This is a genomic window from Xanthomonas sp. LMC-A-07 (assembly GCF_030208825.1).
Lineage (GTDB): Bacteria > Pseudomonadota > Gammaproteobacteria > Xanthomonadales > Xanthomonadaceae > Xanthomonas > Xanthomonas campestris.
In genome coordinates this window covers 175,883-199,237 of sequence record NZ_JARVTF010000011.1, presented here as the reverse complement: position 1 = coordinate 199,237, position 23,355 = coordinate 175,883, and the positions used below count along the sequence as shown (strand labels likewise).

Genomic DNA, 23,355 nt, shown 5'->3' with positions numbered 1-23,355 from the left:
GGCTTGCATCAGCCGCACTGCAGTCAGGCGGGTGCGGTCACACGTCCAAGGATCGCATTGATCGCGGTGGGCGCATCGCCACTGTGCAGCACCGCTTCCGGCAGTGGAATCACCCAGGCGCAGACAGCTATGGGCACGTCCGCACGTCAATCGCCGCGCCAGCCTTCCAGCGCGTGCAAGGCCAGCATGCTGCCCCCGTCACGTTCGGCGTGACCACCACGAAGCGACTGTTCGAACTGGAACGGTTTGGCCGAATCGGCCGCAATCAAAACATTGTAGACATCGTGCTCCGGGTCGTCGGCCTAGAGCGCGATGATGCGCGAGCTCACCTGCCCACTGTCATTCCGCCGGGTCCGCCTCTGGATCCATCGCCAGCACCCGGATCTCCACGTCATCCAACTGCACCAGTTGGCCCGGCCGGATCTTGGCGGTCTTGCGCAGCTCTTGCACACCATCGACGCTGACCGCGCCACTGGCGACGATCGCCTTGCCCTGGCCACCGCTGTCGGCGATGCCGGCCAGCTTGAGTAGCTGGTTGAGCTCGATGTACTCGCCGTCCAGGTCGAATTCCAGAAATTGCATGGTGTGCTCGGTCACTGAGAGGGGGCGATTATCCGCCTGGAGCGGCTGGCAACACCACTGCGTAATGACGTGGGTGTGTCGGCGAGGCGTGCTGTGCGCGAGGTCGCTCGATCACCCAGCGGCTACAGGTCGCAGCGCGTGGGCGCTGCACAGTGAGTCGTGCACGTCGCCCGGCTCACCCTAGTCGCGCTGGAAGCGTGCGATCTCTTCCAACATGCGTTCGGCGCGGATGACGCCGGTGCCGGCGTGCGCGCGGTCGATGCGTTCCAGCCACGGATGTTGCGCGCGTTGTAGCCGCCGAAAGCCGAGCCAGGTGCCGATGCCGCCGGCCACGCCGACCAGCAGGTTGAGCACCAGCCAATCGGTCGGCAGGGTTTGGCCGGTGAGGGCGCGCCAGAGCGCGTCGGCCACTGCGACCCACAGCACCCAGAACGCCACGCCCAGCCACGGCGCCACGCGCATGCGCCAGCGCCGCAACCTGGCGAGCGCGTGTTGCGTGCGCAGCAGCGGCCCTGCGACATTCAGTTGTGTCAGCAGCTGCAGCTGCACCATCGCGGAGATCGCCAATGCCACGCACCAGGCCTGCAGCAGCACGCCGCCAATGACCGCCACGGGCTGATCCGCGTGGGGAATCCAGCTGCGTGCGCTCACAATGGCCAGTGCCAGCGCGCACAGCAATTGCGCGGTCTGCGCCGCCCAGAGCGGGCGCAGGCTGCTGCGTGCCGTCTCTTCATGCACAACACCAAGCAGTTGCCCGGTCTGTGCAGCCTGCTGATCCAAGCGCTGTTCCAGCGTCTGCCAGGCATGTTTCATGTCATCCAGTTCCATGGGGTTACTCCGGTTGCGCAAGGGGAAAGGTCACAGTTCGGCGCGGATGTGCGCTTTCAGGCGGCTGAGCTTCGTGGCCACGTTGGTTTCGCTGATGCCCAGCACATCGGCGATCTCGCGGTAGCTGTGGTCGTCCAGGTAGAGCAGCATCAACGCGCGCTCCAGGCGTGGCAGCTGCGCGATGAAGGTGTAGAGCGCGGTGAGCTGGTGTTCGCGCGCCGGGTCGCGGGCATGCGGGTCGGCAATGCTGTCGACCAGCGTGCCCACATCGAGCACCTCGCCAGGGGCATGCCGGCGGCTGCGCAAGTCGCTGATCGCCACGTTCAACGCGATGCGGTACATCCAGGTGGAAAAACGGCGGTGCGGGTCGTAGCTGGGGAAGGCCCGCCACAGGTGTGTGGCGATGTCCTGGGCCAGATCGGCGCGGTCATCCGGATCCCGGCAATAGCTCGCCGCAACCTTCAGCACGATGCCGCGGTGTTGCTGCAGCAAGGCATTGAAGCGGGCGTGCAGGTCTGTGTGCTGGGGCATGGGAACGGCGGCGTGGGTGGGCGAGGAGGGCATGTCTGGATGATTCGCCGGGAGGTGAAATTCCTCACAACCTGAACAAACTGTCACGAACCTTCGACAGCAGGGGCCTTCTGGGCGCACACTATGCTGCTTTGCGCCTGCCGGCTCCGTGCGGCGCCTCCGGAGTTACCCATGACCCAAGAATCTTCCGCGCCGCTGCTGTTTGCAGACCTCGGCCTCTCAGATGCTGTGATGAAGGCGGTTGCCGCCGTCGGCTACGAGACCCCTTCGCCGATCCAGGCCGCCACCATCCCGGCGCTGCTGGCCGGTCGCGACGTGCTCGGCCAGGCCCAGACCGGTACCGGCAAGACCGCCGCGTTCGCGCTGCCGGTGCTGTCCAATGCCGACCTGAACCAGGTCAAGCCGCAGGCGCTGGTGCTGGCGCCGACGCGCGAGCTGGCCATCCAGGTGGCCGAAGCCTTCCAGAAATATGCCGAAGCCATCCCCGGTTTCCGCGTGCTGCCGGTGTACGGCGGCCAGCCGTATGCCCAGCAGCTCAGCGCGCTCAAGCGCGGCGTGCACGTGGTGGTGGGCACCCCGGGCCGGGTGATCGATCACCTGGACCGCGGCACCCTGGACCTGTCGCAACTGAAGACGCTGGTGCTGGACGAAGCCGACGAAATGCTGCGCATGGGCTTCATCGACGACGTCGAAGCGGTGCTGAAGAAGCTGCCGGAAAAGCGCCAGGTGGCACTGTTCTCCGCGACCATGCCGCCGGCGATCCGCCGCATTGCGCAGACCTATCTGAAAGACCCGGCCGAAGTCACCATCGCGGCCAAGACCACCACCTCGGCCAATATCCGCCAGCGCTACTGGTGGGTGAGCGGCCTGCACAAGCTGGACGCGCTGACCCGCATCCTGGAAGTCGAGCCGTTCGACGGCATGATCATTTTCGCGCGCACCAAGGCCGCCACCGAAGAGCTGGCGCAAAAGCTGCAGGCGCGCGGTCTGGCCGCGGCTGCCATCAATGGCGACATGCAGCAGGCCGCCCGTGAAAAGACCATTGCCCAGCTCAAGGACGGCAAGCTCGACATCCTGGTCGCCACCGACGTGGCCGCGCGCGGCCTGGACGTGGAACGCGTCAGCCACGTGCTGAACTACGACATTCCGTACGACACCGAAAGCTACGTGCACCGTATCGGCCGCACCGGCCGCGCCGGCCGCAACGGCGACGCGATCCTGTTCGTCACCCCGCGCGAGAAAGGCATGCTGCGCGCGATCGAGCGCGCCACCCGTCAGCCGATCGAAGAGATGCAGCTGCCGAGCGTGGACGCGGTCAACGACACCCGCGTGGCGCGTTTCATGACCCGCATCACCGAGACCCTGGCCGGCGGCCAGATCGAGATGTATCGCGATCTGCTGCAGCGCTACGAGAGCGAGAACAACGTGCCGGCGATCGACATCGCCGCGGCGATGGCCAAGCTGTTGCAGGGCGACGCCCCGTTCCTGCTGACCCCGCCGGTGCGTGGCGCGCGCGAAGACTTCGCACCGCGTGAGCGCAACGACCGCGCCGACCGTGGCGAGCGCCCGCGCTTCGAGCCCAAGTTCGAGCGTGGCCCGCGTGCGCCCGACGGCGAGCGTGGTGCACGTCCACCGCGTCCGGACCGCCCGGCCTATGGTGAAGACGCCGGCGCCGAGCGTCCGCGCCGTGAGCCGAGCGCGCCGCGCGGCGAGCCAGAGTTCGGCATGGAGAGCTACCGCATCGAAGTGGGCCACACCCATGGCGTGAAGCCGGCCAACATCGTCGGCGCCATCGCCAACGAAGCCGGCCTGGAAAGCCGCTACATCGGCCGCATTGACATCCAGGACGATTACTCGATCCTGGATCTGCCGGCCGACATGCCGCGCGAACTGCTGACGCACCTGAAGAAGGTCTGGGTGTCGGGCCAGCAGCTCAACATGCGCAAGCTGGAAGAGGGCGAGGCGGCCGCTGCGGCGGCGGCCAAGCCCAAGTTCCCGCGTGGCCCCAAGCCGGCGGGCCGGCCCAACCGGCCGATGGACCGCGCCGGCGCGCCGCACCGCAAGGGTCCGCCCAAGCCGCGTGGCCCGCGCAGCGAGTAAGCGCGCCTGAGCGTGCCTGTGCGCGGCGTCCGCTAAGCGGGCGCTGCCATACAGACTCTGCCATTGCTGCCGTTACTGCCTTCAGGCGCCCACTGGGCGCCTGAAACGCATTGGGCAGCGGTGGACGGTGATGGCGAAAGCGCAGGCGGCACGAGGCACAGGTGGCGGCGGGACCATGCAGACGGTACGTGGCTGGCTCACGCTGCCGTTGGCGCTGTTGATCGTGCTGACCGGCTGCATGGCGGTGCTGTCGGCACTGGTGATCGAGGTCCAGGCCGGTGCCACCAGCTGGATCATTGGCGAGAGCCACTGGTCCAAGGCCCAGCAGGAATCGGTGTACTGGCTGGAACGCTACCTCGGCAGCGCCGATCCGGCGGATCTGCAGGCGGCCTGCCGCGCACTGGAAGTGCCGTTGGGCGATCGCGCGGCGCGGTTGGCGGTGGATGCCTCGCCAACCGACTGGGCCGAGGTCTATGCCGGTCTGGCGGCCGGCCGCAATGCCCGTGAAGACATGCCGCAGATGGTGCGCCTGTACCGGTATGGGCAGCGCCTGCCGTACCTGGGCAGCGCAATTGCGCTGTGGAAGCACACCGACGGCGACATCCTGCATCTGAGCCTGCTGGCCGACCGGGCGGCCTCCGCCCAGGCCACCGGCACGCCGGACGCGCGCGCGCTGCAGTCCTTGCGTGCCGAACTGCATCTGCTGGATGGCCGCATGCGGCGCGATGCCGCCCAGTTCCTGACCTTGCTGACCCGTTGCGCGCGCATGCTGCACGATGTGATGGTGACCTGCAGCCTGGCCACCTTGCTGCTGGTGCTGAGCACCTGCGTGCTGGCGATCCGGCGCACCCGCGACTACCTGATGTCGCACGAAGGTCGCTTCCGCACCGCGTTTCAGCATGCCGCGCTGGGCATGGTGAAGTTCGACCTGAGCGGGCGCGTATTGGATGCCAACGCCTCCCTGGCGAACATCCTGCAGTACCCGCCAGAGGCCTTGCAGGCCTGCACGCTGGCCGAGGTGATGCACCCGGATGACATCGTGCTGGACAGCCGCGGGCTGATCGACTGGCCGCGGCTGATGCAGGCCGGCGAGCTACGCTTTTTGCGCTCCGATGGCGGGGTACTGTGGGGGCGCTGGAGCGCCTCGCTGGTGGAGCCGGGGCCGCAGGAGCCAAGCCTGGTGCTGGCGGTGATCGAGGATGTCTCGCAGGCGCACGAACTGGCCGACGAAGTGGCCTATCACGCGCGCCATGACGCGCTCACCGGGCTGATCAATCGCCGCGAGATCGAGCGCCGCCTGCAACGCCTGATCGACCCGCCGCAGTCACCGCAGCTGTGCCACGCGCTGTGCTTCGTGGACCTGGATCACTTCAAACTGGTCAACGACACCTTCGGGCATGCGGTGGGCGACAAGTTCCTGTGCCACTTCGCCGACGTGATCACCATGCAGCTGCGCCCCGGCGACTGGCTGGGGCGGCTGGGCGGCGACGAGTTCGCGATCCTGCTGGCCAACACCGACCTGGCGCATGCGCACACGTTGCTGGAGCGGATGCATGGCGTGCTTGGCCAACCGTGGAGCCACCAGGGCGGCCGGCCGCTGACCCCGAGCTGCAGTTTCGGCGTGGTGGAGATCCGCCAGGGGGCCGACGACGTCAACCTGCTGATGACCGCGGCCGACCTGGCCTGCCATGCGGCCAAGGAAGAAGGCCGCAACCGCATCCGCAGTTTCGGCGAGACCGATCTGGCGATGGCGCGGCGGCGCCACGACGGCGGCTGGATCAGCGCGGTGCAACAGGCCATCGCCGAAGACCGGCTGCTGCTGTACGCGCAGAAGATCCAGGTGCTCAGCGACCCGGGGCGTGTGCAATACGAAGTGCTGGTGCGCATGCGCACGCGCGACGGGCGCGTGCTCAGCCCTGGCGAATTCCTGCCAGCGGTGGAACGTTACGGCCTGGGCCGCATGGTGGATGCGCACGTGCTGGAAACCCTTTGTGCGCAGCTGTCGGCCAATCCAGCGCATGTGGCGAGCCTGGACCTGTGCCATGTGAACCTGTCCGCGCAGTCGATCGCGCAACGCGACTTCCTGGATTTTGTCTGCGCCTTGTTCGAACGCTACCCGGCGCTGGTGGCCAAGCTGTGCCTGGAAATCACCGAAACCGCAGTGATCGGCGATCTGGAGCACGCGCAGCGGTTCGTGCAGAGCGTGCGTGCGCGCGGCTGCCATGTGGCGCTGGATGATTTTGGCAGCGGCCTGGCCTCGTTCGGCTATCTCAAACAATTTACAGTGGACGTGCTCAAGATCGACTGCGGCTTCGTACGCAATTACGCGCATGACGCCGTGGACCGCGCCACCGTGCATTCGATCGCGCAGGTAGGCCTGGCGCTGGGGATCGACGTGGTGGCCGAGGGCGTGGAATCGGAGGCCGACATCGCCGGCCTGCGCGAGGCCGGGGTCGGCCAGGTGCAAGGGTTTAGCCTGCACAGGCCATGCCCGCTGGATGACCTGCTGCATGTGCCGCTGCCCAGCCTGGCTGCCTCCTGAGCGGCCCTGACGCACGCAATAGCCCGCGCGGCGCCGCAATCGCCGATAATCCGCCGATGACGACCCGACTCAACAAACATATCGCCGAAACCGGCTTCTGCTCCCGCCGCGAGGCGGACCGCCTGATCGGCGAACGCCGCGTCACCGTCAATGGCGTGATCGCCGGCACCGGCGCGGTGGTCGGCGAAGACGACACCGTGCTGGTGGACGGCCAGCCCCTGCGCGTGCGCGAGGCCAAAAAGCCTGGTGCGCGCCGCCACGTGTACATCGCACTCAACAAGCCGGTGGGCATCACCAGCACCACCGAGAGTTCGGTGAAAGGCAACATCGTGGAGTTCGTGGGCCACGAGCAGCGCATCTTCCCGATCGGCCGGCTGGACAAGGACTCCGAAGGGCTGATCCTGATGACCAGCAACGGCAACATCGTCAACGAGATCCTGCGCGCGGAAAATCGCCACCAGAAGGAATATCTGGTGGCGGTCAACAAGCCGGTCACCGACGAATTCCTGCGCGGCATGGCCCGCGGCGTGCGCCTGCATGACGAAACCACCTTGCCGTGCCGTACCGCGCGCATCGCCAAGTTCGGCTTCCGCATCGTGCTGGAGCAGGGCTTGAACCGGCAGATCCGCCTGATGGCCGCGGCGTTCGGCTTCCGCGTGACCCAACTGCGCCGCGTGCGCATCGATAACATCAAGCTGGCCGCGCTCAAGCCCGGCCAGTGGCGCAATCTCACCGACCAGGAATTGCAGGGGTTATTGCCGCAGCGTACTGATTGGTGAGTGTGGCTTGGCAGCGTGTTGGAGCGGTTGCTGCTTGGCGCAGTTTGATCGTCCCTTGGATGCTTCCCGATGCATCATCTGGAATGCTCATCGTAGGAGCGCGCTTGCGCGCGATAGGGCGTTACCGGTAAAGCCCTCGCGCGCAAGCGCGCTCCTACAACAGCCGGGTGCTTGTGACGCATCAGGACGCTGGTGCGCAGCGCGTGCTGAGCCTGTTGTGCGAATTGGTACTGCGATGACTTGGCGGCGCAGACACTCAGAAGGTTCGGTGCCCGTAGGAGCGCGCTTGCGCGCGATGGGGCGTTCCCGGTCAAGCCCCTCGCGCGCAAGCGCGCTCCTACAACAGCTGGGCGTTCGATGCTTTAGATGGCGGTGCCATAGCGAGTGCTTGGCATGCGTACGCATTGATTTTGTCGCGTGTGACGACTAGGGCGGCGTGGACGCCCCGAGAAGGATCGGTGTCCGTAGGAGTGCGCTTGCGCGCGATGGGGCGTTCCCGGTCAAGCTCCTCGCGCGCAAGCGCGCTCCTACGTAAAACATGGCCGCTCGGCGTCGCCGATCAATCGACGATGTTCTTCGCCTCGGCGGTACCCAGCAATTCGGGATGCACCACTTTGCGGCGCCGCTCCAGCACCGGATGCAGGAAGACCGCGCCCAGGATGATCGCCACGCCGAGGTAAAACAGCGGCGTCAGTTCGCGTTGTTCGCCCAGCAACACGATCGCCAGCACGATCGCGTAGACCGGCTCCAGGTTGGTCACCAGCTGCACCGCGTAGGCGCTGAGGTGCCGCAGCGCGACCAGCGCCAGGGCAAACGGCAGCAGCGTGCAGGCCAGGGCGAGGCCGAGCAGCAACACGCCATCGTGCAGGCTGGGCAGCACCAGCAGGTCGCCATGCAGGGCTGGCAGCACCAGCGGCAAGGCCGGCGCCAGCACCGTCAGGGCCAGCGTGCCGGCGCCCAGTTCCAGCGCGGTGACGGTGAGCGGGTCCGCGTGCGCCACCATGCGTTTGTTGAGAGAGCCGAACAAGCCGACGAACACCGCCGAGACCGCGCCGACCACCACGCCGGCACGCATGCCATCGGGTACACCACCGACCACCAGGGCCACGCCGGGCAACACCGCCAGCCCGAACAGCAGCTCGCGCGGCCGGAACGGGCGCTGCGCCACCCAGGGTTCGATCACCGCAGTGAACACCGGCGCCAATGCGATACAGGTGGCCGCCACCGAAGCGTTCGCCAGTTTGATCGCGCCGTAAAAGGTGAGCCAGTGCAGCGCCACCAGCACGCCGATGCCGCAATAGCCCAGCATCACCGGCGCCGACATCGCACGCAGCCCGCGCCACACGCGCGGCAGCAGCAACAACGCCACCACCACGATCAACATCCGCCACCACACCAGCGGCAGCGCCTGCAGCGTGATCAGCTTGCCGAGGATTGCGGTGATGCCCCAGAGCAGCACGCAGAAATGGATTTGCAGTTGCGCTTTGCGCAGGTCGGTCATGGGCATGCGCCATTGTCGCCGAAACCGCTGGGCTGGCCTACGTGTTGTTGGCTCCAAAGCGGTGCGCGCAGGACTACGGAAGCGGAGGTCGGGTTGTCTCCACAGGCGGCGCAGGCTGAGTCAAGGCCAAGCCTGTAGCGGCTGTGTCTTCGGCCCCAAGGCGTTGTGCGCGTTACTGCAGAAGCGTCATCGGGTTTCTCTGGAGCTATCGCATGTGTAGCCACCGCCACAGCGGTAGCGCGCCAGCCGCTGGCACACCGAACGCAACCGTTGCGCCTGACCTGCGCGGTTGTGCTCGCGTTCCGCTAGCGGTCCACTACCTGCGGAAGGACCATCATCGCCCCCGGGTTGCGTTGCTCAGGCGAGCTGATGAAAGACCAGAGCATCTCGCGCACAGTGGCCGTTGCCGTTGCCGCGCGTGTAGCGGGCCGGCCGCTGGCACATCGACCGCACCGGTAACGCCTGAGCTGCGCCGCAGCGCCTCGCGCGCGGCTAGCGTCCCAGCGCCTGCAGCAGCGCCATCGCCGCAGCCGGATTGCGCTCCTTGGCTGCGCTGATGAAGAACACGAACACCTCGCGCACAGTGGCCGTTGCCGGTGCATCGCCAACATGCGGAAGATCGGCCGGGTCTTCGCCGCGGCGCCAGGCCTGGATGCGCTCGGCCCAGCGGGCCAGCGCCGGTGCCGGATAACCGGTGTGCAGGCGTGCCTGGCTGCGCATCAACCGTGCATACACAAAATCCGTGGAGAGATCGGCAAACGAGGGGTGCTCGTCAGAATCAGTGAACACCGTGGCCACGCCATGTTGGCGCACCCGCGCGATGAGCGCGGCATCCACGGCGTCGTGGTCGCGGATCTCCAGCACGTGCCGTAGCACGCGGCTGCCGACGCGCTTGGGCAACAGCGACAGGAACCCCTCCAGGTCATCGGGCTGCAGGCGATGGCCTTGCTCGAATTGCCACACCAGCGGCCCAAGTGTGTCGCCCAGCTCGGCAATGCCACCGATGAAATCCTCCACCTGCGCGCCGGTGCCAGCCAGCGTGCGCGATTGGGTAATGCGCCGCGGCGCCTTGGCCGAGAACACAAAGCCCGGTGGCACCTCGTCGCGCCACTTCGCGTAGGTCGCCGGTTTCTGCGCACCGTAGTACGTGCCATTGATTTCGATCGCGGTGACATGGCGGCTGGCGTATTCCAGCTCCCGGCGCTGCACCAGGCCCTCGGGGTAGAACATGCCGGCGCGCCACGGTGCGTACACCCAGCCGCCAATGCCGACATGGATGCCTTCCAGGGCAGGGGGCGCTGCAGCGAACAGATCGGTCATGGCGGGCTCCGCAGTGGCGAGGGGGGATGCCGCGATGTGCCGGAACTGCGATCGCTGCAAGTGACCGATGATACCGACGCCGCCGCAAGACGCTGGCGACAGCGGATACCTTGCGTCGTGCAACCAGTGCCTGAGGATGCTCTGTCGCTGGCAGCCGGCTACCATCGGGCTCCCCTTGCCGGAGCGTTGTCATGACCTGGACCACCCCCGATCTTTGCGACCGCTTTCCCGAGGTGGCGGTCGCCGAACCGCTGTTTCGGCACTTTGGTGGGCGCACCACCTTTTCCGGGCCGATCGCCACGGTGCGCTGTGTCGAGGACAACTCGCGCATACGCGAGCTGGCCTCCACGCCTGGCGACGGGCGCGTGCTGGTGGTCGATGGGCAAGGCTCCTTGCGGCACGCTTTGTTCGGTGACCAGATCGGCGCACAGGCGGTGGCCAATGGCTGGGCCGGCGTGCTGATCCACGGGTGCGTGCGCGACGTGGAGATCCTGGCGGGCTTGCCGTTGGGGGTGCTGGCGTTGGCGGCATGCCCACGCCGCACCGAGCGCCGTGACCTGGGCGATGTGGACGTGCCGGTGAATTTTGCCGGCGTGGCCTTCGTCCCCGGGCACTGGCTGTATGCCGATGCGAACGGTGTCGTGGTGGCAGCGGCGCCGCTGTCGCTGGACAGCGCCGGCGTGGAGCATTGATTGATGAGCACACAGCAGCACAGCAAGCCGATGACCTGGATGATGGTGGGAGCGATGGCGATGGCTGGCATGACAGTGAGTGGTGTCACCTTGGCCGCTGAGACGGCTGCATTGCCGGCCGGCATGCAGCAGTTCGATGCGCAGATGGAGCGGGTGCGCAAGCAGTTCGATGTGCCCGGCATTGCCGTGGCCATCGTCAAGGATGGCCAGATCGTGCTGGAGCGCGGCTACGGTGTGCGCGAGCTGGGCAAGCCGGCGCCGGTGCAGGCCGACACGCTGTTCGCCATTGCTTCCAACACCAAGGCCTTCACCGCCGCATCGCTGTCGATCCTGGCCGATGAGGGCAAGCTCTCGCTGGACGACAAGGTCATCGAGCACCTGCCGTGGTTCCGCATGTCCGACCCGTATGTCACCAACGAAATGCGCGTGCGCGACCTGCTCGCGCACCGCAGCGGTTTGAGCCTGGGCGCAGGCGATCTGCTGTACTGGCCCACCACCAGTTACACCACCGAAGAAGTGGTGCAGCGGCTGGCCAAGGTGCCGCTCAAGGGTGGCTTCCGCGACCGCTACGCCTACGACAACATCTTGTACGCGGTCGCCCAGAAGGTGATCGAGCAGGTGTCCGGGCAGAGCTATGCCGCGTTCCTGCAGCAACGCATTTTCACGCCGGTGGGCATGGCCGGCACACGCTTCAATGCCGACCACCTGCAACCCGGCGATACGGCCGCCGTTGGCCATGCCAAGTACGACTTCAGCAAGCTGCGCACGGTAGCGCCGCTGACCTGGTCCAACAATTCCGGCGCCGGCGGGGTGTATTCCAGTGCGCACGACATGGCGTTGTGGATGAACGTGCAACTGGCCGGCGGCACTCTGGCCGATGGCACCCCCTTGTTCAGTGCCAAGCGGCAGCGCGAGATGTGGTCGATGATCACGCCGATCAGTGTGCCGGAGCCGGCGGTGCCCGAGCTGGCCGCGGCGCGCCCCAACTTTGCCGGCTACGGCGAGGGTTGGAGCCTCAGCGATTACCGCGGCCATCGGCTGGTGTGGCATACCGGCGGCTGGCCCGGCATGGTGTCGCGGCTGACCCTGGTGCCGGAGCAAAAACTCGGCGTGGTGGTGCTGACCAATCAAGAAGTGGGCGCGGCATTCAACGCGGTGACGCTGCAGGTGCTGGATGCGTTCTTGCAGCTGCCCACCACCGACTGGACCGCCGCCTACGCCAAGGCCGTGGAAAAAGCAGATGCCGAAGCCGATACCAGCTGGAAGCACCATGAGCAGGCGCGTGCCAAGCGCTCGGCGCCGTCGTTACCGCTGAGTGGGTACGCCGCGACCTATCGTGACCCCTGGTACGGCGAGGTGGTGATCCGACAAGAGGGCAAGCGGCTGCGCCTGCAGTTCGCCAAGACCGCGCAACTGGTGGGCACGCTGGAGCATTGGCAGCACGACAGCTTCATCGTGCGCTGGGACGACCGCTCCTTGAATGCCGATGCGTTCGTCAACTTCGCGCTGACCCCCGACGGCAAGGTGCGTGAGATGCGCATGGAGGCCGTATCGCCATTGACCGACTTCAGTTTCGATTTCCAGGATCTGGTGTTGACGCCGGTGGCAGCGCAGGAGTGAGCTGGCGCGCACAGGTGGCGCTGCAGGGGCTGCCGGGCGCAGCGCAAGCAAACCCGCGGCTGCCTGATTTCGGCCGAACGCATCTGCGTCGCGTGGCTGACCTGCCGCCACGGAGCGCGGCCTTTGAACGACCGGTGGCGGCCCGCCGGCTGCCACCGCACTGGGATCTCGCAGTTGCGCCCGCCTGTCGCGTAACGAACGCAACTGCTTGCAGATCACCGGCGTGCGCCACCCGTCGGCGCTATCGCCCACCGGCCTGGCTCGCTATGATCCGCGCAACTCTCAGGGACGCCGTCCACGCATGACCACTCCGCAAATGTCGGTGTATTTCTTTTTGCAGGCCGCCGCGATCCTGCTGGCGTGCCGTGTGGTGGGTCTGCTGGCCAAGCGCGTAGGTCAACCGCAGGTGGTGGGCGAGATGATCGCCGGCGTGATGCTGGGGCCGTCGCTGTTCGGACTGGTGCTGCCGGATCTACAGACGGCACTGTTTCCCAAGCAAACCATGGACGTGTTGTACGTGTTCGCGCAGTTCGGGGTGGGCCTGTACATGTTCCTGGTCGGCACCGACTTTCGTGGCGACCACTTCAAGGCGCGCTATCGCAGTGCCATGAGTGTGTCGTTGGCCGGTATCGCGGTGCCGTTTGCGTTGGCGTTCGCGCTGTGCCCGTGGTTGATCAATGTGCAAGGCCTGTTTTCCGAGAAGGCCAAGCTGATGGAGGCTTCGCTGTTCCTGGGCGCCGCCATCGCCATCACTGCCTTCCCGATGCTGGCACGCATCATCCACGAGCGCGGCCTCACCAATAGCCCGTTGGGCACGCTGGCGCTGACCGCTGGCGCGTTCGACGATGCGGCGGCGTGGTGCATCCTGGCCGTGGTGCTGGCCAGCTTCGGCGGCAGCTGGGGCAGCGCGTATCTGGCCATCGGCGGCGGCGTGGCCTACGCGTTGTTCATGCTTTTTGTCGGGCGCCACCTGCTGCGCCGGTTGTCTGATTACGTGGTGCCCGATCAGCCGCTCGGCAATGGCGTGTTGGCGGTGATCCTGATGCTGTTCTGCCTCAGCGCCTGGGCGATGGATGCGATCGGTATCCATGCCGTGTTCGGCGGCTTCCTGCTCGGTGCCTGCCTGCCCAAGGGGGCATTGACCGAAAAGCTGCGCGCGATGATGCAGCCGTTCGTGGTGGTGTTGCTGCTGCCGCTGTTCTTCACTTACTCGGGGCTCAAGACCCAGCTCAGCGTGCTGATGCAGCCGCAGATCATGCTGGCCGGCGTGGCGATCCTGGCGGCCTCGTTCATCGGCAAGGGCGTGGCCTGCTGGGCCGCAGCGCGTGCCACCGGCGAAAACAACCGCGACGCGATGGCGATCGGTTCGCTGATGAACGCGCGTGGCCTGATGGAGCTGATCATCATCAACATCGGCCTGCAGGCCGGGGTGATCGAACAAGGCCTGTTCTCGGTGCTGGTACTGATGGCGATTTTGTCCACCTTGATGGCCACGCCGCTGTTCAACTGGATCATGCGCCGCCACGCCCACGTGAGCGACGCGGTGCCGAGCCTGCAATCGCGGTGAGGGCGCGCAGTTGTCTGCTGTGGCAGGCAACTGCAGGGGTGCGCGCGCTGGGGGGCGCGTCAACGCCTCAGCGGCAACTGCACGCTGGCCAGCAGGCCACCGCCGGCGCGGTTGCTGACGACCAGGCGGCCATCGTGCGCCTGGCAGATGGCTGATGCGATCGCCAGGCCCAGGCCGCTGCCACCGGAATGCCGGGCGCGCGAGCTGTCGGCGCGCCAGAAGCGATCCAGCAGATGCGGTAATTGTGCAGGCTCTACCCCGGGGCCACGGTCGCCCAAGGTGAGCTCCACGCCGGAGCCTTCGCGGCGCACCTCGATCTCCAGCACCTTGCCGGCTGCGGCGTAGCGCACTGCGTTGTCGATCAGGATCGACAACACCTGGCCCAGCCGATGCCGGTCGGCGCGCAGGCGGAGGGGCGGATGCGTGGGGTAGTGGATGGCCATTTGCGCCTCGCGCAGCACGGGCCCCGCCCACTCGATGCGCTCGGCGACGAGCTCGTGCAGGTCGACGCTTTCCGGCTCCAGCACCAGTTGGCCGGCACGCGCTAGCGATACCAGGTGCAAATCCCCGATCAGCCGATTGATCTGCTCCAGCTGGCGATGCACCAGCCGAAGTTGCTCGGGTTCGCGCGGAAAGACGTCATCCAGCATGCCTTGCACGCGCCCCATTGCGGCATTGAGCGGGGTGCGCAATTCATGCGCGAGCATCGCGCTGGAGTCGCGCAATTCGCGCTCGTACTGCTGCAGCCTGCCGCTCATGGTGTTGAAGTCGTCGGCCAAGGCGGTGAGCTCGTCCGGTGCGCCAGTCACCACCTGCGCGCGCGCTCCGAAGTCGCCGTCGCTGACCCGGTGCGCTGCGGAAGCCACCTGCGAAAATTGCCGCGACAGCGGCCGCGATGCGAGCAGGCCGCAGAACAGGATGACCGGGACCGAGATGGTCATCATGGCGCCCAGCATCCACCAGTCCGGATTGGCCAGCCCGGGCAGGAAATTTTCGATGTCGTAATAGCGCTGGAACAGCTCCCACAGGCGCGCCTGGTTGGCCCTGGGTTGCTCGATCAGCTGGGCGATTTCCGCGCGCGGCTCAGCCGGCACGGTGCTCAGGATCAGGCTATAGCGAAGATTGAAATAGCACCACATGCCGAAGGCGATGACCATCATGGTCAGCACCGCCAGCGCGCTCATGCGCAGCCCCACCCACCACCACAGCGGCGCCTGGCTACGCCACGCATGAAATCGCCGCAGGGCATTCATTGAAAGCGGTATCCCACTGCGCGCACGGTGACCAGGACGCCGGTGATGCCATGCACTTCAAGTTTGCGGCGCAGGTTGTGGATATGCGAATCCACCACCCGTTCCAGCGCATCGCTGTCGGGCAGGCAGGCGTCGAGCAATTCGCTGCGCGTAAAGGCCTTGAATGGTGTCTTGAGCAACAGCGCGAGCAGATTGAATTCGGTTGGTGTCAGATCCAGCGCCACGCTGTCGCCGTTCTCGCCTTGCACGCTGGCAACCACGGCGGCCGGATCCACGCTCAGCCGACCGTGCTGCAGGGGCTCGCCCGGCGCGCGCACGGCCACGCTTCGGCGCAGTACGGCATGCACGCGCGCCACCACTTCCTTGGGGCTGTACGGCTTGACCACGTAATCGTCGGCGCCGTAGCGCAGTGCGCCGAGCTTCTCCGGTTCATCGCCAATGGCGGTGACCATGATCACCGGCGTGTCGCCGGCGCGGCGAATCGCCGACAGCACCTCGATGCCGCTGAGCTTGGGCAGCATCACATCCAGCAGCACCAGATCCGGTGCCCATTGCCGATGCAGCTGGATGGCGCGTTCACCATCGCCGGCCACTGCCACATCGAAGCCATCGCGGCGGAGATAGGCCTCCAAAATGCTGGCGCTATCGGCGTCGTCTTCCACCAGCAGAACCTTTTTGCCTGTCATGGCGTGCTGCCCTGTCGTCTCGATCAAATCTGGATAATTCCCGAAAACAACCTGGACGCTACAGGTCGAGGATGTCGGTCGAGATTGGCTCTGTGCTCCGACATCATGATTCCACAAATTATTCCGCGCCGTTGGCCTTGCGTTTGCCTGGTTGCCGCCAGTGCTGTGCTGTCGGCTGGTTGCTCGCTGACGCCGACCTATCAGCGGCCGGTGGTGAGCGTGCCGGCCACGTTCGGCAGCCCACAGGCAGCATCCGCGCCCGATCAGCCCGACACCAATGCCACGGTTGCCGTGAGTTTGAACGCGCAGGAGCGCGCATTCCTGCAGGCTTTCGCGCCAGACCGCAACCTGCAGCCCCTGGTTGAACGCGCGTTGGCGCACAACGGCGATTTCCGCCGCGCTGCGCTGCAAGTGGAGCAGGCGCGCGCGCAGTACGGCATCACCCAGGCGTCGCGTCTGCCCGCGCTCGCTGTCGGCGCACAACAGCTACGACAACATTTCGACAATCCGGCGCTGGATGCGCGTTACCAGCAGGATCTGGTGATTGCCAATGCGGGAATCGGTAATTTCGAAGTGGATTTCTTCGGCAAGCTGCAGGCGATGTCCGAGGCTGCGCGGCAGCGTTACCTGGCCAGCACCTACGGCCGCGATGCAGCGCGTGGTGCCCTGATTGCCGAGGTGCTGCGTGCCTACACCGCCGAGCGCACGGCTGCGCAGGCGCTGCAGCAACTGCAATCGCTGGATGCCGACAGCGCTGCGCTCCTGGCCATTGCCGAGCGGCAATATCAGGTGGGGCTGATTGCGCGCGACGAGCGCGATGCGCAGCGCGGTCAGGCCGATCAGGCCCATGTGGCGGCCTTGCAGGGCAACGATAACCATGCTGCGGCGGTGCGTGCACTGCAGTTGCTGGCTGGCTATGACAGCACGCCGGTACCCGGCGATCTGCAGGGTTTGATCTCCGCAGATGCGCCTGCGAGCGCATGGCGCGCACTCGATTCGTCACTCTTGCTGCAACGCCCGGATATCCAGCAAGCCGAGCTGGAACTGCGCGCGGCCAATGCCGATATCGGCGCGGCGCGTGCGGCGTTTTTTCCGTCGATCACCTTGAGCACCAGCGTGGGCACCGCCAGCGACGGATTGAGCGGCTTGTTTTCTGCAGGCCACGGGTTGTGGAGCTTTATGCCGCAACTGAATCTGCCGTTGTTCGACGGTGGCCGTAATCGCGCCAATCTGGATCTGGCGCAGGTGCGTAAACGCGCCGATGTGGTCGCCTACGAGCAGTCGATCGAGTCTGCGTTTCGTGAGGTCGCCAATGCGCTCGACGCGCACGCGACCTTGTCGCAGGCCGAGCCGCGCTCGCGCGAGCAGGTCGAACGCGAGCAACTGCGTCTTGCTCGCATGCACAAGCGCGTGGATGCCGGCCTGGAAGACCGCAGCACGCTGCTGGCCGAGCGCTCGCGCATCGCCCAAGCCGAACTCGATTACCTGGACACCGCACGTCAACGCGTGCTGAGCCGCATTGCCCTGTTTCAGGCGTTCTACGGCGTGCGCCTGCCTACCTCTTCCTGACGTCTGCTGGAGACTTTCGATGAATGTACTGTCCTTCAATCGCCTGCGTGGCAACCATGCTGTTCGCGCCGGCGTCCTTGCGTGCATGAGCGCCATTCCGTGCATCGCGCATGCACAAACCGACTTGACCGGGAGCTCGCGCCTGCTGGGGGAGCGGACTGAAATCACTGCGGGCGCCGCAGCAGTTGCCACACCAGAATATGCCGGTGCCGAACGCGCACGCGTGCAATTCAACCCGGTGCTGGTGGTGCAACGCGGTTTGCTGTTCTTCGATACGGCGCGCGGTGCTGGCCTGCAATACCAGAGCAAGTCTGGCTTCTACATCTCGCAATCGCTGTATTACGACCTGGGCCGGCTGCAAAGCGACAGCAACTGGCGGCCGGGCTCGCGCCTGCTGGCTGGCATGGGCGATGTGCCTGGGTCGATGACCGCACGCACGCTGGTGATGCAGCAAGTGACGCCCTACATGAACGTCAACGCGGAGGCGGAATTCGCGCTCAAGGATGCGGCGCGCCGTAACCGCTATCGCGCCGGAGTGGAGTTCACCCTGCTGCATCGCGCCAGCGACACGGTCACTCTGGATCTGGACGTGCATGGCGGCGACCGCCGCTTCAATCAGGCCTATTTCGGCGTCACCGATGCGCAGGCCGGACGTACGCGTTTTGAAGCTTTCAACGCGGGATCCGGCGTCTACGCCGCCGCAGTCGGTGGCAGTTGGATGCATTCGCTGGGCGACCACTGGGCCACCACGCTGGGCGTCACCGGCACGCGCTACCTGGACAACGCCGAAGACAGCCCGCTGGTGGCACGCCGCGCTGTGGTCGGCGGCACCTTTGCACTGACCTACAGCCGCTGAGCGGAACAGACCGGGGGATCGAATGATGACGATGTTTTATCGCGGCCTGGTGTGCGGCACGTTGCTGCTGGGATTGGCCGCCTGCAGTGGGCCGGATGCGCCCGCCACCGAGACGCCGCGCGCGGTGAAGCTGGAGCGCTTTGGCGCCGGCAGCGACAGCCCCCTGCAGGTGCCCGCGCTGGTGCGCCAGGAACAGCGCGCCGAGTTGGCGTTCGAAGGAGCGGGCCGTCTTTCTGCGGTATTGGTGGATGTGGGCGACCACGTGACGCGCGGGCAAGTGCTGGCGCGCCTGGACGATGAACCGCTGCGCCTGCGCGAACAGCAGGCCGACGCAAATGTGCGTGCGGCGCTGGCGCAGTCTGGCGAACGCCAATTGCAATCGCGCCAGCAACAGGCGATGTTCGATGACGGTGCAAGTTCCAATGCGACCTTGACGGCCGCGCGCGCGGCGGCTGATGCCGCTACCGCACAACTGCAGGTGGCCAGGGCCGATCTGGCCATGGCCCGCCGCGGTAGGCGTCTGGGCGAGTTGCGCGCGCCGTACGATGGCAGCGTGGTGGCGCGCCTGCAACAGCCGCAGGCGGATGTGGCAGCGGGGCAGACGGTGCTGCAGGTGGAAGGGCAGGGCCATGTGCAACTGGTCGCCACGCTGCCGACAGCTGCCGCCGCCGACCTGGTGCCCGGGCAAACCGTCCACGCTCGCATAGTTGATGCTGGCGCCGCGCCGGTCGCGCTGCGTCTGCGCAGTCTTTCCAGCCGCGTGGACAATGCCGCAACGGTGCAGGCGTTGTTCGAGCCGGTCGCCGCAACGACGGCACTGCGCAGCGGCGACAGTGTGCTGCTGACCCTGCCTACGCGCGCTGCTTCTACGCCCAGCGTGCCGTTGTCGGCGGTCGTGCCGCGGCTCAATCGGCAACAGGCCAGTGTGTTCGTGTACCAGCCGGCAAAGCGGGCCGTGATCGAACGTGCAGTCGACCTGGGGACGATTGTCGGTGAGCGCGTCCAGATTCTGCGCGGGCTGCGTGCAGGCGAGCAGGTGGTCAGCGCCGGGGTGGGCTTTCTGGTCAGCGGCCAGCCGGTGACCCCACTGCAGGCACAGACGCAGCTGAGCGGAGGTCGCGCGCCATGAAGCTGACACAGATGGCGATGCGTTCGAGCCGGCCGACGTTGTTTGCGGCAGCGATGATTCTGATCGGCGGCATCGTGGCGTTCCTCGGCTTCCCCTCGCAGGAAGAGCCGTCGGTGACCGTGCGCGACATGCTGGTGTCGGTGGCCTATCCCGGCATGCCCAGCGAGCAGGTGGAGAACCTGCTGGCGCGCCCCGTTGAAGAGCAGCTGCGTGAGCTGGCAGGTATCAAGCGCATCGTCACTACGGTGCGCCCGGGCAGCGCGATCGTGCAGTTGACCGCCTACGACGATGTGCAGGATTTGCCGGCGCTCTGGCAGCGTGTGCGCGCCAAGGCCGCAGAGGCCGGTGCGCAATTGCCTGCCGGTACGCTTGGTCCGTTCGTCGACGACGACTTCGGGCGCGTGTCGGTGGCCTCGATTGCAGTCACCGCGCCAGGCTTTTCGATGAGCGAAATGCGCGGCCCGCTGCGGCGCATGCGCGAGCAGTTGTATGGCTTGCCCGGCGTGGAGCAGGTGAAGTTGTTCGGCCTGCAGGATGAGCGCGTGTACGTGTCGTTTGATCGCGCGCGCCTGCTGGCGAGCGGCCTGACCCCGTCCAGCGTGATGGCGCAATTGCGCGCGCAGAATGTGGTGGGCTCCGGTGGGCAAGTGGCGGTGTCTGGATTGGCGCTGACCGTGGCCACCACCGGCGAAATTCGCACGCCCGAACAGTTGCGCAGCGTGCTGCTGAGTGTGCCGGGCGCATCTGCCGGCGGCGCGCGTGAGGTAACCCTGGGCGAGTTGGCACAGGTGCAGGTGATGCCGGCCGACCCGCCGCAAAGCGCGGCCGTTTACCAGGGCCAGCCAGCGGTGGTGGTCTCGGTGTCGATGCAACCTGGCAGCAATATCGCCGACTTCGGCAAGGCGCTGCGCGCCAAGCTCGACGACACCGCGCGCCAACTGCCTGTCGGCTTTACCCAGCACGTGGTGAGCTTCCAGGCCGATGTGGTCGAGCGTGAGATGGGCAAGATGCATCACGTCATGGGCGAGACCATTGTCATCGTCATGGCCGTGGTGATGCTGTTTCTGGGCTGGCGCACCGGCTTGATCGTCGGCGCGATCGTGCCGTTGACCATCTTCGCCTCGCTGATCGTCATGCGCGTGCTGGACGTGGAGCTGCAGACGGTCTCGATTGCCGCCATTATTCTTGCGCTGGGCTTGTTGGTGGACAACGGCATCGTCATTGCCGAAGACATCGAGCGCCGTCTGGTGGCCGGCGAGGAACTTCGCCAGGCATGTATCGATGCAGGCCGGACGTTGGCAACCCCATTGCTGACCTCGTCGTTGGTCATCGTGCTGGCGTTCTCGCCATTCTTTTTCGGCCAGACCAGCACCAACGAATATCTGCGCTCGCTGGCCACCGTGTTGGGCGTGACGCTGCTTGGGTCGTGGTTGCTGAGCATCACGGTGACGCCGCTGCTGTGCATGTATTTCGCCAAGGTGCATGCCGCCAAGGACAGCGACGCAGCGGAATCGCGGTTCTATCGTGGCTACCGGCGTGTCATCGAACGTGTGCTGCAGCACAAGGCGCTGTTCATCGGTGCCATGGCGGCGATGCTGGCGGTGGCGATCACCGTGCTGGTGTCGATTCCGTACGATTTCCTGCCCAAGTCTGATCGCCTGCAGTTCCAGGTGCCGGTAACCTTGCAAGCGGGCAGCGACGCACGCGAAACCCTGCGCACGGTGAGCGACCTCAGCCGCTGGTTGGGCGACCGCCGCGCCAACCCCGAGGTGGTGGACAGCATCGGCTATGTCGCCGATGGCGGGCCGCGCATCGTGTTGGGCCTGAACCCGCCGCTGCCGGCCGCCAACCAGGCGTACTTCACGGTCAGCGTGCGGCCCGGCACCGACATCGATGCGGTGATCGCACGAGTGCGCGCGCATGTGCGCAGCCATTTCCCCGCGCTGCGTGCCGAGCCCAAACGCTTTTCGCTAGGCGCGACCGAAGCCGGCATGGCAGTGTACCGCGTGGTGGGCCCGGACGAGGCCGTGTTGCGCAGCAGCGCCGCTGCCATTGCCAAGGCGTTGCGGGCAGTGCCGGGCACCGTGGATGTGCAGGACGATTGGCAAGCCCGCATTCCGCGCTATGTGGTGCAGGTCGACCAGCTCAAAGCGCGGCGCGCCGGTGTGAGCAGCGAAGACGTGGCGCGGGCATTGCAGGCGCGCTACAGCGGCGTGGACGCCACGTTGATCCGCGACGATGGCACCGATGTGCCGGTGGTCGTACGTGGCAGCGCACAGGAGCGCGCCGCCAACGGCAATCCGGCCGATACGCTGGTGTATCCGCAAGCAGGCGGCGCGCCGGTGCCGCTAGCGGCAATCGCCACCGTGCTGCGCGACAGCGAGCCGTCGGCGATCCAGCGGCGCAACCTCAGTCGTGCCATCACGGTGACTGCGCGCAATCCGCAATTGACCGCGACCGAGATCGTCGAGCGGCTGGCGGCGCCCATCGCTGCGCTCAAGTTGCCGCCAGGCTACCGCGTGGAGATTGGCGGTGAACTGGAGGATTCAGCCGAAGCCAATCAAGCCTTGCTGCACTACATGCCGCATGCGCTGGGCGCGATCCTGTTGCTGTTCGTGTGGCAGTTCAACTCGTTCCGCAAATTGTTCATCGTGCTGTCGGCGGTGCCATTCGTGTTGATCGGCGCGGCGCTGGCGCTGGTGATCACGGGCTATCCGTTTGGCTTCATGGCGACGTTCGGCTTGCTGGCGCTGGCCGGCATCATCGTCAACAACGCGGTGTTGCTGTTGGAACGCATCGAGGCCGAACTTGCCGATGGCCTGCCACGCCGCGAGGCAGTGGTTGCTGCCGCGGTCAAACGTCTGCGTCCGATCGTCATGACCAAGCTCACCTGCATCGTCGGCCTGGTACCGCTGATGCTGTTCGCCGGCCCGCTGTGGACCGGGATGGCGATCACCATGATCGGTGGGTTGGCGTTGGGCACGCTGGTGACGCTGGGCTTGATCCCGATCCTGTACGACCTGCTGTTCGGTCTGCGCGTGCGGCGCGGTGCCTAGACCGCGCCTGCATTCGTCGGCCCGGCACGCCATACTTGGGGCAGACAGCAGCAAACACGACACGATGAGCAAAGCAAAAGAGAAAGCCACACAGCAGCCGGTGCAGCCACCTGTACCTGTGTTTCAACTGCATGTGGCAGTGACCGGCAGTGCGCCGCTGATCTGGCGGCGCCTGCTGGTGTCGGGCGCGGTGCGCCTGGCCACGCTGCATCGCGTGTTGCAGCCGGTGATGGGCTGGAATGGCGCGCACCCCTACGAGTTTGACCTGGGCGGTGGGCGTTATGGCGAAGCCGGGCTGGATGTGCCGGAGCGTCCACGGCTCAAACATGCCGGCCGCGTCACCCTGGAAAGCGCAGTGGGCGAACTGGAACGCTTCGAGTATTTCTACGGCGCCGGCCATGGCTGGCAGCATCGCGTGCAGGTGGAAGCGCTGTTGCCGCCGGATGCCGGCCTGCGTGTGGCGCGCTGCGTGGACGGGGCCAATGCCTGCCCGCCAGAGCGCAGTGACGGCATTGACGGCTATCAGACGCTGGTGCAGATCATCGCCGACCCGGACCACCCGCAGCATGTGCAGGAACTGGCGACGTTGGGCGGGCGGTTCGAGCCCGGTCATTTCGATCTGGCAGAGGTCAATCGTTTGCTGGCGCGCGTGCGCGAGTGAGGCGTGTGCGCCCGGCATCTGAGGAGAACCTGGAAATGTTTTCGCGCGCCACGGTGGCGTTTACGCGTTGTACGGGCTGATCA

At 66.3% G+C, this 23,355-nt stretch carries 18 protein-coding genes and 1 pseudogene; 11 read left to right on the top strand and 8 right to left on the bottom strand.

Annotation, left to right across the window (positions count from 1 at the left end):
- Positions 1-23: 23 nt before the first annotated feature.
- The 4 genes and pseudogenes from QRM89_RS12305 to QRM89_RS12290 form a co-directional block, all read right to left on the bottom strand.
- Positions 24-329 (bottom strand): annotated as a pseudogene (locus tag QRM89_RS12305) (hypothetical protein).
- Positions 330-339: 10 nt separating this feature from the next.
- Positions 340-582: an RNA-binding S4 domain-containing protein gene (locus tag QRM89_RS12300; RefSeq protein WP_011037775.1), complete on the bottom strand. Its 243-nt coding sequence runs from the start codon at positions 580-582 to the stop codon at positions 340-342.
- Between the two features lie 180 nt (positions 583-762).
- Positions 763-1,410 carry a hypothetical protein gene (locus QRM89_RS12295; RefSeq protein ID WP_285446804.1) on the bottom strand — a complete coding sequence of 216 codons (648 nt, stop codon included), beginning with the start codon at positions 1,408-1,410 and terminating at the stop codon, positions 763-765.
- A gap of 30 nt (positions 1,411-1,440) precedes the next feature.
- Positions 1,441-1,941, bottom strand: coding sequence for a sigma-70 family RNA polymerase sigma factor (locus QRM89_RS12290; protein WP_285448123.1), 501 nt, complete (start codon positions 1,939-1,941; stop codon positions 1,441-1,443).
- A gap of 171 nt (positions 1,942-2,112) precedes the next feature.
- On the opposite strand from QRM89_RS12290, the gene QRM89_RS12285 reads away from it, so the two are divergent.
- From QRM89_RS12285 to QRM89_RS12275, 3 genes are all read left to right on the top strand, one after another.
- Positions 2,113-4,041, top strand: a complete 1,929-nt coding sequence (locus tag QRM89_RS12285) for a DEAD/DEAH box helicase (RefSeq protein ID WP_076036703.1) — start codon at positions 2,113-2,115, stop codon at positions 4,039-4,041.
- 130 nt (positions 4,042-4,171) lie between these two features.
- Positions 4,172-6,583: an EAL domain-containing protein gene (locus QRM89_RS12280; protein ID WP_285448122.1), complete on the top strand. Its 2,412-nt coding sequence runs from the start codon at positions 4,172-4,174 to the stop codon at positions 6,581-6,583.
- Positions 6,584-6,639: 56 nt separating this feature from the next.
- Positions 6,640-7,362, top strand: a complete 723-nt coding sequence (locus QRM89_RS12275) for a pseudouridine synthase (RefSeq protein ID WP_116921754.1) — start codon at positions 6,640-6,642, stop codon at positions 7,360-7,362.
- Positions 7,363-7,921: 559 nt separating this feature from the next.
- Here the strand turns inward: QRM89_RS12275 and QRM89_RS12270 are convergent.
- Both QRM89_RS12270 and QRM89_RS12265 read right to left on the bottom strand, forming a co-directional pair.
- Positions 7,922-8,869, bottom strand: coding sequence for a DMT family transporter (locus QRM89_RS12270; RefSeq protein WP_115530760.1), 948 nt, complete (start codon positions 8,867-8,869; stop codon positions 7,922-7,924).
- Between the two features lie 486 nt (positions 8,870-9,355).
- Positions 9,356-10,183, bottom strand: a complete 828-nt coding sequence (locus QRM89_RS12265) for a DUF72 domain-containing protein (RefSeq protein WP_285448121.1) — start codon at positions 10,181-10,183, stop codon at positions 9,356-9,358.
- Between the two features lie 191 nt (positions 10,184-10,374).
- On the opposite strand from QRM89_RS12265, the gene rraA reads away from it, so the two are divergent.
- The 3 genes from rraA (at position 10,375) to QRM89_RS12250 (ending at position 14,062) form a co-directional block, all read left to right on the top strand.
- Positions 10,375-10,875, top strand: coding sequence for a ribonuclease E activity regulator RraA (rraA, locus tag QRM89_RS12260; protein WP_285448120.1), 501 nt, complete (start codon positions 10,375-10,377; stop codon positions 10,873-10,875).
- A gap of 60 nt (positions 10,876-10,935) precedes the next feature.
- Positions 10,936-12,495, top strand: coding sequence for a serine hydrolase (locus QRM89_RS12255; protein ID WP_285448225.1), 1,560 nt, complete (start codon positions 10,936-10,938; stop codon positions 12,493-12,495).
- Between the two features lie 301 nt (positions 12,496-12,796).
- Positions 12,797-14,062, top strand: coding sequence for a cation:proton antiporter (locus QRM89_RS12250; protein ID WP_228431737.1), 1,266 nt, complete (start codon positions 12,797-12,799; stop codon positions 14,060-14,062).
- Between the two features lie 59 nt (positions 14,063-14,121).
- Here the strand turns inward: QRM89_RS12250 and QRM89_RS12245 are convergent, their stop codons facing one another.
- Both QRM89_RS12245 and QRM89_RS12240 read right to left on the bottom strand, forming a co-directional pair.
- A complete protein-coding gene (locus QRM89_RS12245) occupies positions 14,122-15,315 on the bottom strand; it encodes an ATP-binding protein (RefSeq protein ID WP_115540634.1) in 1,194 nt (397 codons plus the stop codon).
- Positions 15,312-16,001 (bottom strand): response regulator, encoded by a 690-nt coding sequence (locus QRM89_RS12240; protein ID WP_103700023.1) that lies wholly within the window; start codon positions 15,999-16,001, stop codon positions 15,312-15,314. The genes QRM89_RS12245 and QRM89_RS12240 overlap by 4 nt, the downstream gene beginning before the upstream one ends.
- Positions 16,002-16,106: 105 nt before the next feature.
- Here QRM89_RS12240 and QRM89_RS12235 point away from each other — a divergent pair, with 105 nt between their 5' ends.
- From QRM89_RS12235 to QRM89_RS12215, 5 genes are all read left to right on the top strand, one after another.
- Positions 16,107-17,570, top strand: a complete 1,464-nt coding sequence (locus QRM89_RS12235) for an efflux transporter outer membrane subunit (RefSeq protein ID WP_285448119.1) — start codon at positions 16,107-16,109, stop codon at positions 17,568-17,570.
- A 19-nt stretch (positions 17,571-17,589) separates the two neighbouring features.
- The gene (locus tag QRM89_RS12230; protein ID WP_285448118.1) at positions 17,590-18,426 is read left to right on the top strand and encodes a MipA/OmpV family protein; all 837 of its coding nucleotides are present in this window, start codon (positions 17,590-17,592) and stop codon (positions 18,424-18,426) included.
- A 22-nt stretch (positions 18,427-18,448) separates the two neighbouring features.
- A complete protein-coding gene (locus QRM89_RS12225; RefSeq protein WP_285448117.1) occupies positions 18,449-19,555 on the top strand; it encodes an efflux RND transporter periplasmic adaptor subunit in 1,107 nt (368 codons plus the stop codon).
- On the top strand, positions 19,552-22,611 hold the full coding sequence (locus QRM89_RS12220) for an efflux RND transporter permease subunit (RefSeq protein ID WP_285448116.1): 3,060 nt from the start codon (positions 19,552-19,554) through the stop codon (positions 22,609-22,611). The genes QRM89_RS12225 and QRM89_RS12220 overlap by 4 nt, the downstream gene beginning before the upstream one ends.
- 64 nt (positions 22,612-22,675) lie before the next feature.
- Positions 22,676-23,272: a plasmid pRiA4b ORF-3 family protein gene (locus tag QRM89_RS12215; protein WP_115001027.1), complete on the top strand. Its 597-nt coding sequence runs from the start codon at positions 22,676-22,678 to the stop codon at positions 23,270-23,272.
- Positions 23,273-23,355: the final 83 nt, after the last annotated feature.

Bases quoted from the DNA above. Each gene is read 5' to 3' on its own strand.
- QRM89_RS12230 (WP_285448118.1), top strand. From the start codon at position 17,590: ATGAATGTACTGTCCTTCAATCGCCTGCGTGGCAACCATGCTGTTCGC.
- QRM89_RS12270 (WP_115530760.1), bottom strand. From the start codon at position 8,869: ATGCCCATGACCGACCTGCGCAAAGCGCAACTGCAAATCCATTTCTGC.
- QRM89_RS12255 (WP_285448225.1), top strand. From the start codon at position 10,936: ATGGCTGGCATGACAGTGAGTGGTGTCACCTTGGCCGCTGAGACGGCT.
- rraA (WP_285448120.1), top strand. From the start codon at position 10,375: ATGACCTGGACCACCCCCGATCTTTGCGACCGCTTTCCCGAGGTGGCG.
- QRM89_RS12250 (WP_228431737.1), top strand. From the start codon at position 12,797: ATGACCACTCCGCAAATGTCGGTGTATTTCTTTTTGCAGGCCGCCGCG.
- QRM89_RS12240 (WP_103700023.1), bottom strand. From the start codon at position 16,001: ATGACAGGCAAAAAGGTTCTGCTGGTGGAAGACGACGCCGATAGCGCC.
- QRM89_RS12215 (WP_115001027.1), top strand. From the start codon at position 22,676: ATGAGCAAAGCAAAAGAGAAAGCCACACAGCAGCCGGTGCAGCCACCT.
- QRM89_RS12220 (WP_285448116.1), top strand. From the start codon at position 19,552: ATGAAGCTGACACAGATGGCGATGCGTTCGAGCCGGCCGACGTTGTTT.
- QRM89_RS12290 (WP_285448123.1), bottom strand. From the start codon at position 1,941: ATGCCCCAGCACACAGACCTGCACGCCCGCTTCAATGCCTTGCTGCAG.
- QRM89_RS12265 (WP_285448121.1), bottom strand. From the start codon at position 10,183: ATGACCGATCTGTTCGCTGCAGCGCCCCCTGCCCTGGAAGGCATCCAT.
- QRM89_RS12295 (WP_285446804.1), bottom strand. From the start codon at position 1,410: ATGGAACTGGATGACATGAAACATGCCTGGCAGACGCTGGAACAGCGC.
- QRM89_RS12300 (WP_011037775.1), bottom strand. From the start codon at position 582: ATGCAATTTCTGGAATTCGACCTGGACGGCGAGTACATCGAGCTCAAC.
- QRM89_RS12225 (WP_285448117.1), top strand. From the start codon at position 18,449: ATGATGACGATGTTTTATCGCGGCCTGGTGTGCGGCACGTTGCTGCTG.
- QRM89_RS12245 (WP_115540634.1), bottom strand. From the start codon at position 15,315: ATGAATGCCCTGCGGCGATTTCATGCGTGGCGTAGCCAGGCGCCGCTG.
- QRM89_RS12235 (WP_285448119.1), top strand. From the start codon at position 16,107: ATGATTCCACAAATTATTCCGCGCCGTTGGCCTTGCGTTTGCCTGGTT.
- QRM89_RS12275 (WP_116921754.1), top strand. From the start codon at position 6,640: ATGACGACCCGACTCAACAAACATATCGCCGAAACCGGCTTCTGCTCC.
- QRM89_RS12280 (WP_285448122.1), top strand. From the start codon at position 4,172: ATGGCGAAAGCGCAGGCGGCACGAGGCACAGGTGGCGGCGGGACCATG.
- QRM89_RS12285 (WP_076036703.1), top strand. From the start codon at position 2,113: ATGACCCAAGAATCTTCCGCGCCGCTGCTGTTTGCAGACCTCGGCCTC.